Below are 12466 nucleotides of genomic sequence, written 5' to 3' on the forward strand. Positions count from 1 at the left end.
AGTGGAGATGCCCAGATGTCGAAGAACCGGTTGATCGGCCTGCTGGCCGCCACCGTCCTGCTCGCCGGCGGCGCCGCCTGCTCCGCCGACGAACCGAGCAGCGGGAAGACGTACACGATCGGGGTCGCGAACTTCCTGCTCAGCGGCCCGTACTTCAGCGGCATGGACGCCGCGATCACCGCGCAGGCCAAGACGAAGTCGACGGGCGACCTGACCGTCAAGACGATCAGCACCGACGCCAACGGCGACGCGGCGAAGCTGGCCGCCGATGTCGAGGACCTGCTCAGCAAGAACGTCGACGCGATCATCATCTCCGGCGGCCCGCTGGAGTCGGCGCCCGCCGCCCTCAACGCCATCAAGGCCGCCGGCAAGCCGGTCGTGCTCGTCGACCGCAAGTTCGCCACCGGCGAGTACACCAGCTGGATCGGCCCCGACAACGAGGCCATCGGCAAGCAGGACGGCGAGTTCCTGGTGACCCGGCTCGGCGGCAAGGGCAAGGTCGCGATCATCAAGGGCGGCCCCGCCGACAACAGCATCGGCCTGGCCCGCACCAACGGGCTCAAGTCGTCGCTGAGCAAGGCCCCCGGCATCACGATCGTCGAAGCGCCCGGCTTCGGCGGCTGGAGCTCCGACGGCGCCCTGACCATCATGGAGAACCTGCTCGCGACCAACCCCGACCTGTCGGCGGTGTTCTGCGAGAACGACGCCATGTGCCTGGGCGCGCAGCGCGCCGTGCAGACCGCGGGCAAGTCCGCGCAGATCGTCTTCGCGGGCGTCGACGGCCAGCTGGAGGCGCTGCAGGCCATCCTGGCCGGCGGCAACTACGTCGTCACCGGCCTGAACAGCCCGAAGGTCATCGGCAGCCTGGCGCTGGACCGCACCGTGGAGATCCTTGGCGGGGCGACGGTCGAGAAGGACACCGTCGTGCCGTCGCCGCAGATCACCAAGGACAACGCCGCCCAGTACATCGACCCGAAGTAGCAGGGAGCACCCCCATGATCAGGAAAAGGAGACTGTTCGCGACGGGCCTGACCGCCGGTGTCCTGTTCGCGGCGACCGCGTCGGCGGTGACGGCGGTCCCGGCCGCCGCGGCCCCGCCCGGCTGGCAGCTGCTCTACACGGAGAACTTCACCACCCCGTTCAACAGCAACAACTCCCCATGGGTACGCGACACCTACGCCACCGGCTTCGACAACATCACCGACGACCCGGGTGTGTGGTACCACAACGACTACGGCTCGGCGTGGGACACCGCGCTGAACTCGTTCGCGACGTACCGCAAGGACATCACGCTCGGGCAGAACGGCTGGCTGACCGCGTCGCTGTCGGCGCGTGACTTCAACTCCGACGGTGTCATCGAGTCCCCGCCGTCGATCACCACCCAGGCGCAGGGCGGCGGCAACGTGGCCGTGCTGAACGTGCCGGAGAGCACCGGCGGGGCGATCTTCCGGCCGACGAACCGGCTGCCCGACCGCTACCGCATCGAGTACAAGCTCAAGACCCTCGACTTCGGCGGCAAGCGCAACGGCACCATCAACTACGGCGGACGCGTCAACGGGTACAGCACCACCGGCTGCAAGACGCAGCATCCGTGGGGGGAGGGGCAGGGCACGCCCGGCTGGAGCGGCGACGCGTCCGTGCCGTACTGCCAGTGGCAGAGCGTGCGCGAAGGCCCGTACGGCTACAACGGCTTCCACTTCCTGTCGATCGTCGACTTCGCCAACCCCGCGCCGCGCAACAACCACTTCTGGCACTACCACCGCAAGGTGCTGATGGACTCGTTCTCGCAGCACCCCGACCGGGTCGGCACCGGCACCGGCGGCCGGGTCTGCAACGCGGCCACCAACCAGTACTACAACTACCGCGACAGCAGCTTCAACACCGTCAACATGTGGATCAGCGGGATGCCGAACTGGAATCCCGGCGCGGGCGGCCTGCCCGGCAACTCCCAGTGGTTCATGACCAGCTGCTCGGGGGGCGTCGCCGAGCAGCAGCTGTCCTCGGCCGCCGAGCTGCAGCCCGAGCTGATGCCCAACCAGTTCTACACGTTCGCCATCGAGCGCGACGCGACCGGATACACCCTGGAGGCCAGCGGCAACTTCGCCCGCGCGGGCCAGCAGACGCTGCGCTTCCACCGGCCGTTCGTGGTCAACAACGCGCCGATCTGGCACTACAACACCACGGCGGCCGAGTACGGCGGGCAGTTCAACGGCACGCTGACGCAGAACGACGACCACGGCAGCGCCAGCTGGCCCAACCAGTGGCCGGCCGGCTCGCAGTACCCGGACTACTTCGTCATCGGCGACCTCTACACCAACGTGTACGAGGGCAGCGCCAGCCTGACCGACATCAACCTGTACGTGCCGACCACGACCCCGCCGGCGAACCTGGCCCTCAACAAGCCGGCCACCGCCTCCGGCCAGTGCGCGGCGAACGAGGCCCCGGCCAAGGCCGTCAACGGCAGCTGGACCGGCGGCAACACCGACAAATGGTGTGCCCTGGGCAGCGGCAAGTGGATCCGGGTCGACCTGCAGTCCAACCAGCAGGTGGGCCGGGTCGTGCTGCGCCACTCCGGCGCGGGCGGGGAGAAGACCGCCTGGAACACCCGCGACTTCGACATCCAGGTCAGCACCAACGGCACGACCTGGACGACGGTGGCCTCGCCGCGCGGCAACACCGCCAACGTCACCACCCACACGATCACCCCGGTGACCGCCCGATATGTCCGGATCAACGTGATCACGCCGACGAGTGACACCGACACCGCCGCCCGGATCTACGAACTGGAGGCGTACGCGAGCTGAGACGAAGGCGGCAGGGTGCCCGCGAGCTGGCACCCTGCCGCCGCCCGGGCGCCGAATCCGGTCTCAACAGACATATCGCTAAGTCGATGACCCTCGCTGGGGCTGGGGGCCCACGCCGCTGGTCAGGGCATGGCACACTAGGCGGCCACACCCCGCCGACCTGGAGCCCAGATGTCGTACCAGCCCAACCCGTATGACCCCGCCGCGCCGCACGCGCCACTGGGCCAGTACCTGCCGCCGCAGTCGGCGTTCGTGCAGCCGGGCGGCGACCCGCACCACGACCCGCTGGTCGCGCCCCCGCACGGCGGCGTGGGCGGCTGGTTCAACCGCATCGGCGGCCTGTTCCGGAACAGCTGGCGCCCGATCCTGACCATCATCGCGCTGACCCAGCTCCTGCCCGGGATCCTCATCGCCGTCGCCGGGCTCTTCGTCGGGGTGTACGTCGGACTGGAGTTCCTCCAGACGGATCCGGCCAGCGGCACGCTCGACATCGACCCCGCGGTGTTCTTCCCCATCCTCGGCGCGGGTCTTCTCGTCATGCTCGCTCTCTACGTCGTGCAGTTGGCCGGATACGCCGCCGCGACCCATTCGGTCACCCGGCAGGCCGCCGGGACGCCGGCGAGCCTCGGCGAGTCGCTCGGTTACGGCTTCCGCCGCAGCCTCGGACTGTTCGGCTGGTACATCCCGGTCACCCTCATGATCTTGGCGGGTGCGCTCGCCTGCCTGCTGCCCGGCTTCTACTTCATCGCCGCGACCGCTCTGATCGGCCCGATCTTCCTGTACGAGCGGATCAACCCGATCGGCCGCTCGTTCAAGATGCTCCACAACAGCGGCGGCCGGGTGCTCGGCAGGCTCGCGCTGATCCTGGTGATCACCATCGGCGGCGGATTCGCGGCCAGCGCCGTCCAGGCCGTCATCGAGCTGGCCGTCAACGGTGTCAGCGCCGACGCGATCGGCCCGACGGTGAACGGCCTCGCGGTGATCACCCTGGGCGCCCTCGTGTCGACCGTGATCGGCACGATCATCCAGCTCCCGCTGACGATGTTCCAGTTCGCCGGCATCCTGCTGACCTACACCGAGCAGCGCGGCTACGAAGGCGCGACCACGCTGCACCTCAACGCCGAACTGCGCTGAGTCCCAGCCCGACCCCACCATCCTTCGGCGAAGGCGGCCCCGCTACCGCGGAGCCGCCTTCGCCGGCATCCCGGCCGGATCAGCGGGCGGGTTCGCGGGTCGCCAGGGCCACCAGCCGGGCGTGGGCGTACTCGTGGACCACCGCGTGCTCGTACACCGCGCGCGGCACGTCTAGCCCGCTGTCGACGCGCACCACCACCCCGCCCGGCCGCCAGCGCAGGAACGTGTCGTCGCCGGTCAGCTCCGCCAGCACCGTCAGCAGCGACTCGTCCAGCCGCATCGAGTGCACCGCGCGCCGGTACTCCGGCGGGGTCAGGCACAGCGCGAACGGGATGTTCATCAGGCACAGCGCGGTCTGGATGTCCAGGCGCAGCAGCCGCCGCAGCCCCGGCGAGGCGTCGACCGGCGGCACCGCCAGCATCGAGAAGTCCAGCGGCCCGCGCGGCTCCCGCCGCCCCGCGCCCAGGGCGATGAGCACGTCGTACACGTTGACGTCGTGCTCGATCACCGCCCGGTCCCCGAGCCCGGCGAGCGTGGTGGGGCGCAGGGTCGGCTCGCTCATCCCGGTCACGCCGCTGTTGCGGGCGATGAACGCCAGCAGGTTCGTCTCGATGAGGAAGTGCCGGATCAGCAGCTCACCGGCCCGCGGCGAGACGAAGCGGCGCAGGAACCACACGCACAGCCGGTCCATCGTGGTGTGCGCCGAGAACGTCCCCGGCAGCAGCGCCTTGACCACCCGGATCAGCCACACCGCGACCCGCGACACGATCCGCGCGGGCGGGTAGAGCCAGCGGCGGGTCCACTGCCGCTGGTCGGCCACCACCATCGCGAGCACGTCGCGGTCCATGGGCACGGTCGGGTCGGCCATGATCGCCGTCCACACGGTGGGGCCTTTCACGCGTCGACCTCCGCGAGCTGCATCGCGTACAGCCGGGCGACGACCTCGGCCGTGCGCACCACCCGAGCCGCGGCCGCCCGGTCCGGCACCGCCTCGCGCAGCAGGTGCGCCAGCTCCGCGAAGTGCGCGTCGTCGGCCTCGCCGTGGTAGCCGAGGAAGCTCACCTGGTCGTCGCGCAGGTCCAGCTGCTCGCGCAGCGCCCGCGCCCAGCCCAGCACCAGGCCCGCGCCGAGCCCTTCGATGACGAACATCGCGCCCAGCAGGTCCACCGGGTCAGGCTGGCTCGCCTGGTGGAACACGTACGCCGACAGCGCCTCCGAGCCGATGTTCTTGCGCGCCCCCCGGATCTCCTCGATGGTGCCGCCGACCGCGCAGAAGTCCCGTTCGAGCAGCTGGTAGTCGCGGTGCTCCTCGGCCGCGTGTGTGATCGCCGCGCTGCGCAGCGCGAACATCTCGACGGAGAAGTTCGACGCGGCCCGGCTGATCCAGCGCCCGCCCTCGACGACCTGCTGGCGCAGGTGCACCAGCAGCCGCCGGTAGTCGTCGAGCGTCGCCGTGCCGGTGTCGATCCGCCGCACCAGCGGGGTCGCCCGCACCTGCCGCTCGAACTCCGCCCACACCCGGGCCAGTTCCAGCACCGTCCACCGGACCACCTCGCCGTCGCCGTCCCACGCCGTCAACGGCGACGGTGTGCCCGCGCTTGCCGGGGCCGAGACCGTCGGGGCAGCGGTGGTGGCACGTCCCGTGTCGCCCGCCAGGTCCACGCCGACTGCACCGTCGTCATCGGCGGCCACGCAGGTGAGCTGGGCGAACGCGAGCGAGTAGCGGCCCGACTCCGGCACGATCAGCAGGATGCGCTCGCCGGGGGTGAACCGGCCGGACCGCCACGCCTCCTCCAGCATCACGAAGATGCTGGCGGCCCCCGTATTGCCGCGCGTGTGCAGGTTCGTGAACCAGCGCTGTTCGTCGATCATGAGGTCGGCCCCGCGCAGCAGCCCGAAGATCTCGCCCCGGAAGTGCTCGGCGCTGTAGTGGCACAGCACGTGGTCGATCGCGTCGGGGGTGAACCGGCCCGCCCGGACCAGCCCCATGTACTCACGCAGACCCAGCCGGAACAGCGCGGGCAGCGACTTCACGTCCTGACGCAGCCGCACCAGCCCGGCCCGCTCGGCGCTCGCCACATCGGGCCCGTCGAGCCACGTCTGCCCGGCGACCGGTTCGCCGCCCGCCGACATGCACACCGGACGCTCTCCGGCATACGACACCAGGTGCGTCCAGTCCAGCCGCAGGCTCAGCCCGCCCGGCCGCGGTCGCGGCTCCAGCACCACCGCACCCGCCCCGTCCGACAGCGTCCAGCGCAGGAACTCCGCGTCGAAGCCCGCCCGCTCGCCGGTGTACCGGCTCTGCCGCAGTGAGCGGCTGACCAGCTCCGACCCGACGACCACGGCCGCGTCGTGCTCGCCGAGCCGCACCGCCCGCGCCGCGGCCGACAGCGCCGCCATGCTCGACGCGCACACCCCGCCCGCGGACAGCACCTCCATCGGCGGCCCGCCCAGCCGGCCGTGCACCATCGAACCGAAACCCGGCACCAGCAGGTCGCCCTGGGTGGTCCCGGCGGCCAGCATGCCCACCGACTCCAGCGGCAGGTCCCGGTCCTTCAGCGCCTCCTGCACCGCCACGGCGGCGAGTTCCTCGTTGAGCATGGTGACCTCGCCGTGCTCGTCGAGCGCGTAGTGCCGGGTCCGGATGCCGTTGGCGGCCAGCACCCGCGCCCGCAGCCCGGCGCCGCGCGGGCCCGCGCCCAGCCGCCGGGCGATCTGCTCGGCGTCCAGCGGCTCGCCGGGCAGGTACGCGCCGAACCCGGTCAGGTACACGTTCGGGAAAGCAGTCATGCCACCGATTCAGCCAGTCGCCGGGCGCGCGCGAATCCGCTCAGGCACTCAACCGCGATGTGCGCCGTACTCAGCGGCCGGTCAGTCGTCCAGGCCCTGTTCGATCGCGTAGCGGACCAGCTCCACCCGGTTGTGCAGCTGCAACTTGCCCAGCGTGTTCTGCACGTGGTTCTGCACGGTGCGGTGCGACAGGGTGAGGCGCTCGGCGATCTGCCGGTAGGTGAGGCCCTTGGCGACCAGCCGCAGCACCTCGGTCTCCCGCTCGCTGAGCCGCGGGGCCTCCGGCCCGTCGCCCGGCGCGGCCGCGAGCCGCCGGTATTCGCCCAGCACCAGGCCCGCGAGCCCGGCCGTGAACACCGCATCGCCCTCGGCCGTACGCCGCACCGCGTCCAGGAACTCCTCCCGTGCCGCCGACTTCAGCAGGTAACCCGCCGCACCGGCTTTGACCGCGTCGAGCACGTCCTGCTGCTCGCCGCTGGCCGACAGCACCAGCACCCGCACCTGCGGCAGGGCCGCGACCAGGCCGCGGATCACGTCCACCCCGGACAGGTCCGGCAGCTGCAGGTCGAGCACGACGACGTCGGGCCGCACCGACGGGCCGATCCGCACCGCCTGCGCGCCCTCGCCGACCGCCGCCACCACCGTGTACCCGGCGTCGGTGAGGTCGCGCGCCACCCCGTCACGCCACATCGGATGGTCGTCGACCACCATCACGTCCACCACGGGCGTCAGCCTAGTCCCGGCAGTGGCACGCGCAGCTCCACCTCGGTGCCCTGACCCGGCCCGCCGGTGATCGAGACGGCCCCGCCGAGGTCGCGGATGCGGCCCTGGATCGACTGCGCCACCCCGAGCCGGCCCGACGCGGCCGCCTCGGCCAGCCGCCCCGGGGCGATGCCCGGCCCGTCGTCGCGGATCGACACGGTCACCGCGTCCGGCTCCTGCTCGACCAGCACCCAGGCCCGCGCCTGCGGGCCGCAGTGGGCGACCACGTTGTCCAGCGCGGTGCCGGCCGCCGCGGCCACCTCCGCCGCGACCGCCGCCGGCAGCACTACGGGCGTCGCGGGCATGGCGACGGTGACCCGCGGCGAGGCGTGCCGCCCCAGCAGCAGGCGCAGGTCGGTCCGGCCCGCGGCCGCCGCCGTGTCGTGCACGCCCACCAGCGAACGCAGCACCGCCTCCTGCTCGCCGGCCAGCCGGCCCAGCTCGGCGGCCTCGCCGCCCAGCTCCATGCCGCGGCGCTGCACCAGCGCGAGCACCTGCAGGACGGAGTCGTGGATGCCGCGGGCCAGCCGCTCGCGTTCCCGGGTCGCCGCGTCCAGTTCGACGGCCTTCTGCATCCGGGTCTCGGCGTCGTCGGTCAGCCGGGACACGTATCCCATCACCCCGCCCGCGAGCAGCAGCAGCACCGTGCCGTTGACGGTGGCGGAGGTGATCTCGCCGCGCAGGAACAGGTCGGCCGCGCCGATGATCAGTGCGGCGATCCCGCCCGCCCGCCGTCCCCCGCGCAGCGCCCACACGAGCACCGCGCCGGCCACCCAGGCCATCGGCAGCGTCGGCCCGCCGGAGGCCAGCCGCTCGGCGGGCACGACCAGCATGGACGCGAGCAGGCAGGCCAGGGTCACGGCGAGGTCGGCGGCCAGCCAGGTCCGGTTGCGGCCGGTGGGGTCGTGGTAGCGCACGCCGGTCACGGCGGTCCAGGCCACCATCGCCGCGAGCACCGCCCAGCCCAGCCAGGGCCGGGTGAAGTCACGGAATCCGGCCAGCATCAGGACGGTGGCGTAGACGAGCGCGGCCACCCGGAACACGGTGACGGCCCGCCACAGTGGGGCCTGCAATCCCATCGGCGGTCTCCTCTCCGCAGCCGGGAGCTGCCGTTGCTCAGGGGGTGGAATCAGAGCCGTCCCCGGATGGTATGGACGCCGCGGGCAGGCTGTTCCGGGCCCTGAACGGTGTTCGCCCAGGCGACGGCCTGGGCGACTCCGGTGGGTCCGTCGAGTCCCACGGCGGCCAGTTTGTGCGGTGTCCAGCCGGTCGCCAGGAGTTCGTCCCATTGCCTGGCGTTGAGGATGAGCACGCGCAGGGCCGGGAAACCGGTGATCGAGGCGACGTCGGTGACCTCTGCCGCGGCGAGGTCCAGTTGCAGGAGTTCGGGAAGGCCGGTGAGCGCCGCGATCGAGACCGGTTCGCTGTTCCCGCTGAGCTTGACGTACCGGATCGTCGGTGCGGACGTGAGCAGCCGGGGCTCGAAGTGTGCGGCGATGACGTCGATCTGCTCGACCGGCTGACCGGGCGTGAGCGACAGGTCGACGTGCCCGGCCTGCTTGCGGACGTCGAGGGCGCGGATCGCGCGCAGGTGTGGGAATCCGGCCAGGTCGGTGAGCCGCACCCGATCGATCTTGCGCAGGTGGACCTTCTGGATCGCCTGCGCGTCGGGATGGGCGGCGACCTCGTGGGCCAGGTCGGCGTCGCCGACGTCGACCAGCCAGTCGTGGTCGGCTGTCGGGTGGTCGTCGGGATCCCATACGTCGCCGGGCCGAGCGGCGCGCAGGTAGGCGACGGACGCGCGCAGGAGGTGCCCGACCGAGGGCGCTACGTATTCGGCGGGGCCGTGGACGTCCCGGCCGTACATGAGGACCTGCCCGTAGGCGCCGGCCGGGGCCGGGTCGAGGTCGACGGTGGCGTAGTTCATGCCGATGTCGAGCGCGAACGTCACCCACCAGTCATTGCGTGACAATCGCCGGACTCGGCCGTGCGGGTGGCTTTCGAAGACGACCGGGTCGTCCTCGAACAGGCCTGTCCTGCCGAATCCATGGAAGCCGGCATCGTGCGGATTGTGCCATTCCAGGACCGACTCCAGCGGGACCAGGCGGAACCGGCCGAGCAGATGGGACTCGTAGAGGTCGTCGTGGACGACGCGGTAGAGCGCGCGGAGGTCCTCCGGGAGGCGCGCGCCGAGGCGGGCCTCGGCCGCGAGGATCTCCTCCTCCGCGTAGCCGGCGGACAGGGCCGGGGCGGTGCCGTGCAACCGGAGATGCTCCCGGCGGAATTCGTCGACAAGCGCCTGCACCTCGGCCAGGACCGCAGCATCTGTGGGGCGCCCGTCGTCGACCGCGGCGTCGGGCCTGTCCATCCCCGGTGCAGGGTCGTTCGGATAGCGGTACGACGCGTCGAGGACGACCCGTGGCGGCAGCGAGGGAAGGTCCGTGGAGTAGCTGGCCGTGTACTCGCCGGACCCGGTCACGGCCAGCTGCACACAGAACGCGCCCGCGGCCCCGGCCCGGGACCGGAACCGTGTCAGCAACGACGGCACGGCGTGCGACATGCCCAGCCGCACACGTCTGCCCGCGGCGTCGAGGATCTGGGTCTGCTGACTGTTGGCGGTCACGACGGCATGCATCGAACAGGCCTGGGCCGGCCCGGAGCTGAGCGCTGCCGCGAGCTGGTGTGCGATGGATGCGATCTCGTCCACGGCGGGGATTGTGCCAGAGAGCCGCCGATACGTGGTGCCTTCATCTCGCCCGAACCCGACGTGATCGACAGCGCTCCCGGCGCATGACGCGCTCGTCCGCCCGGCACCGCGGGTAGGCTGGCCGGGACGGCACGCCCAAGCATGATCTGCTGGATGGCGCCCAGACCTCACGTGGCAAACACGGTGGTACGCGTCGTCGCGTCACCTTGACCGGCACCAACCGTGAGGAGCAAAGCATGGTAGACCGCACGCTACGAGGAAGCCGTCTCGGTTCCGTCAGTTACGAATCAGTCCGCAACACCGAATTCGTGGCGCGGCAGAGCCGCGAGTTCTGCTGCGTCAACGGCCACCGCTTCGCGGTGCCGTTCGCGATGGACGTGGAGGTCCCCACGACCTGGGACTGCAAATTCGACGGCGTGGTGGCGCGGCTGGTCGACGGCACCGAGCTGGAGCAGCGCAAGGGCAAGCCGCCGCGTACGCACTGGGACATGCTGCTGGAGCGCCGCTCCATCGCCGACCTCGACGAACTGCTCGACGAACGGCTTGCGGTGTTGCGCGCCAAGCGCGGCCGCTGACCGTGGTGGCCGGCCCTGGCCGGCTCGGCCTGCGTCGGCTCGGCGTGCGTCGGCTCGGCCTGTCGCGGACGGCGGCGTGACCCCGGCGGTCACGATCCGGCGCGCGGCGTGTCGGTCGCCTTGATCGACCGCACCCGGTGCCAGATCTCGTCCGGGCAGTATGCGGCGTCCCTGCGGCGCAGGCCGAGCTTGTTCACCTGCCGGACCCGGAGTTCGAGGTAGCCGTCGTCGACGGCATACGGATCGTCGCTGTCGGTCCAGAACGGGAGGTGGTCGTCGCGGTGTGCCTTGTCCTGCGACGTGATCTGCAGGACTTCCAGGTGATGCGGCAGGGCCCGCAGGACGACGAACGGGCGGTCCTTGGCGCCGTCGCCGTCGCGGAACTCGATCTCTCCCCACCAGATCTCCTGCGGCCGCGGTTCGAGCCAGGCCGGTGCGTTCTGCGTGTGCGGCTCGCCCTGCGACCGGTGCGGGAGCCTGCGGTCGAGCAGCCGGAGCATGACGTAGCAGAGCAGCGCCGTCGTGCCGGCCGCCACCGAGCCGACCAGTGGCAGCGAGGTCTCCAGCGGCTGCGGCCCGGCCGGGGCCGGCCGTGTCGCGGCGGTCGTGGCATCGAGGTGCTGCTGGTAAAGCACCATCGCCAGCAGGGCCGCGCCGGCGCACAGCGCGGTTAGGACACCGGCGCGGACCAGGTGGATCCGGTGCCGCGCATACACCCTGCCGCGTCCGGCGAACCGGACCACGAGGTATGCCACCAACGGGGCCAGTGCCACGCCCGCCCACCACGAGGGGTGGACGGCGATCTGCTTCGGGTCCCGTGCCAGCAGGAATGCCACGACCGCGGGCGAGGCGAGCACAGTGCCGGGAACGGAGACCGCCAGGCTCACCAGAAACGGGCCCACCAGGATGAGCATGATGCACCCGCACCCGGTGGGGCTGCTGCGCCGCGCCATCGACAATGCCTCCAGTTCGGACGATCGCGTGATGGTAACCAGACCGGTGACGGGGCCGCATCGCAGTCGGGGTCGCGGTGACACGGATGCGCGGACTTCCTATAGTCACGTGATGCACGTGGAGCAGGTTCGAGATGCGTACGCCTCCGTCGCAGACCTCTACATCAGTCTGTTCGGCGCGATAGAGCAGGTGCCTGCCGACGACCTCGCGTTCATCGAGCGGCACCTGTCGATCAGACCCGGCCTCGTGCTCGATCTTGGTTGTGGCCCCGGCCACATCACCGGCCACCTTCAGTCGCTCGGTGTCGACGCCACGGGGATCGACCCGGTCGCCGGGTTCATCGCCCATGCGAAGGCGACTCACCCGGACGGCAGCTACCGGCTCGGGTCGATGAACAGCCTCGACGCCGGCGACGGGTCCGTCGCCGGCATCCTGGCCTGGTATTCGCTGATCCACCTGCCGCCGCCGGACCTGGACGTCGTGCTCGCCGAACTGCGGCGGGTGGTGGCCCCGGGCGGCACGCTGGTCGCGGGCTTCGTCCACGGCGAGGAGCTTTCCGCCTTCGACCACAAGGTCGTGACGGCCTACCGCTGGCCCGTCGACGAGTTCTCCGCTCGGCTGGCGCGGGCCGGCTTCACGGAGGTCGAGCGCCTGCACCGGCCGGGCGACGACACTCAGCGACCGCAGGCCGCGATCGCGGCGGTGCTGGGCTCGTAGGCCGACGCCGCCTCGATCCCGGC

General features: G+C 71.4%; 11 protein-coding genes. 5 read left to right on the plus strand and 6 right to left on the minus strand.

Annotation, left to right across the window (positions count from 1 at the left end; all coding sequences use genetic code 11):
• Positions 1-15 precede the first annotated feature (15 nt).
• From HAV39_RS12725 to HAV39_RS12735, 3 genes are all read left to right on the plus strand, one after another.
• Positions 16-981, plus strand: coding sequence for a substrate-binding domain-containing protein (locus tag HAV39_RS12725; protein ID WP_191839406.1), 966 nt, complete (start codon positions 16-18; stop codon positions 979-981).
• Positions 982-995: 14 nt separating this feature from the next.
• Complete coding sequence (locus HAV39_RS12730; RefSeq protein ID WP_203736120.1) at positions 996-2804, plus strand: discoidin domain-containing protein; 1809 nt, start codon at positions 996-998, stop codon at positions 2802-2804.
• 171 nt (positions 2805-2975) lie between these two features.
• Complete coding sequence (locus tag HAV39_RS12735) at positions 2976-3938, plus strand: DUF3824 domain-containing protein (RefSeq protein WP_191839407.1); 963 nt, start codon at positions 2976-2978, stop codon at positions 3936-3938.
• A 79-nt stretch (positions 3939-4017) separates the two neighbouring features.
• Here HAV39_RS12735 and HAV39_RS12740 read toward each other — a convergent pair whose 3' ends face one another.
• The 5 genes from HAV39_RS12740 to HAV39_RS12760 all read right to left on the minus strand — a co-directional run bounded on the left by HAV39_RS12740 (position 4018) and on the right by HAV39_RS12760 (position 10197).
• Positions 4018-4836 carry a DUF6999 family protein gene (locus HAV39_RS12740; protein ID WP_239120335.1) on the minus strand — a complete coding sequence of 273 codons (819 nt, stop codon included), beginning with the start codon at positions 4834-4836 and terminating at the stop codon, positions 4018-4020.
• Entirely contained in the window at positions 4833-6728 is a 1896-nt protein-coding gene (locus tag HAV39_RS12745) for a 3-oxoacyl-[acyl-carrier-protein] synthase III C-terminal domain-containing protein (RefSeq protein ID WP_191839408.1), read from the minus strand. Before HAV39_RS12745 ends, HAV39_RS12740 begins: the two co-directional genes overlap by 4 nt.
• A gap of 81 nt (positions 6729-6809) precedes the next feature.
• The gene (locus HAV39_RS12750) at positions 6810-7439 is read right to left on the minus strand and encodes a response regulator (RefSeq protein WP_191839561.1); all 630 of its coding nucleotides are present in this window, start codon (positions 7437-7439) and stop codon (positions 6810-6812) included.
• A gap of 17 nt (positions 7440-7456) precedes the next feature.
• A complete protein-coding gene (gene macS, locus HAV39_RS12755; RefSeq protein ID WP_191839409.1) occupies positions 7457-8569 on the minus strand; it encodes a MacS family sensor histidine kinase in 1113 nt (370 codons plus the stop codon).
• A gap of 50 nt (positions 8570-8619) precedes the next feature.
• The gene (locus HAV39_RS12760; RefSeq protein WP_191839410.1) at positions 8620-10197 is read right to left on the minus strand and encodes an SMI1/KNR4 family protein; all 1578 of its coding nucleotides are present in this window, start codon (positions 10195-10197) and stop codon (positions 8620-8622) included.
• Between the two features lie 236 nt (positions 10198-10433).
• On the opposite strand from HAV39_RS12760, the gene HAV39_RS12765 reads away from it, so the two are divergent.
• The gene (locus tag HAV39_RS12765; protein ID WP_120321199.1) at positions 10434-10772 is read left to right on the plus strand and encodes an RNA polymerase-binding protein RbpA; all 339 of its coding nucleotides are present in this window, start codon (positions 10434-10436) and stop codon (positions 10770-10772) included.
• An 89-nt stretch (positions 10773-10861) separates the two neighbouring features.
• On the opposite strand, the gene HAV39_RS12770 is transcribed toward HAV39_RS12765, so the two are convergent.
• Positions 10862-11686: a hypothetical protein gene (locus HAV39_RS12770; protein WP_191839411.1), complete on the minus strand. Its 825-nt coding sequence runs from the start codon at positions 11684-11686 to the stop codon at positions 10862-10864.
• 151 nt (positions 11687-11837) lie between these two features.
• Between HAV39_RS12770 and HAV39_RS12775 the strand changes: the two genes are divergently transcribed.
• Positions 11838-12443, plus strand: a complete 606-nt coding sequence (locus tag HAV39_RS12775; protein ID WP_191839562.1) for a class I SAM-dependent methyltransferase — start codon at positions 11838-11840, stop codon at positions 12441-12443.
• The last annotated feature ends 23 nt before the right edge of the window (positions 12444-12466 follow it).

Origin of the sequence: Catellatospora chokoriensis (assembly GCF_011297315.1) — a bacterium.
GTDB lineage: Bacteria > Actinomycetota > Actinomycetes > Mycobacteriales > Micromonosporaceae > Catellatospora > Catellatospora citrea.

Excerpts from the sequence above, each read along its gene's own strand:
- HAV39_RS12725 (WP_191839406.1), top strand. The coding sequence starts at position 16 with ATGTCGAAGAACCGGTTGATCGGCCTGCTGGCCGCCACCGTCCTGCTC.
- HAV39_RS12730 (WP_203736120.1), top strand. The coding sequence starts at position 996 with ATGATCAGGAAAAGGAGACTGTTCGCGACGGGCCTGACCGCCGGTGTC.
- HAV39_RS12735 (WP_191839407.1), top strand. The coding sequence starts at position 2,976 with ATGTCGTACCAGCCCAACCCGTATGACCCCGCCGCGCCGCACGCGCCA.
- HAV39_RS12745 (WP_191839408.1), bottom strand. The coding sequence starts at position 6,728 with ATGACTGCTTTCCCGAACGTGTACCTGACCGGGTTCGGCGCGTACCTG.
- HAV39_RS12750 (WP_191839561.1), bottom strand. The coding sequence starts at position 7,439 with ATGGTGGTCGACGACCATCCGATGTGGCGTGACGGGGTGGCGCGCGAC.
- macS (WP_191839409.1), bottom strand. The coding sequence starts at position 8,569 with ATGGGATTGCAGGCCCCACTGTGGCGGGCCGTCACCGTGTTCCGGGTG.
- HAV39_RS12765 (WP_120321199.1), top strand. The coding sequence starts at position 10,434 with ATGGTAGACCGCACGCTACGAGGAAGCCGTCTCGGTTCCGTCAGTTAC.
- HAV39_RS12770 (WP_191839411.1), bottom strand. The coding sequence starts at position 11,686 with ATGCTCATCCTGGTGGGCCCGTTTCTGGTGAGCCTGGCGGTCTCCGTT.
- HAV39_RS12775 (WP_191839562.1), top strand. The coding sequence starts at position 11,838 with ATGCACGTGGAGCAGGTTCGAGATGCGTACGCCTCCGTCGCAGACCTC.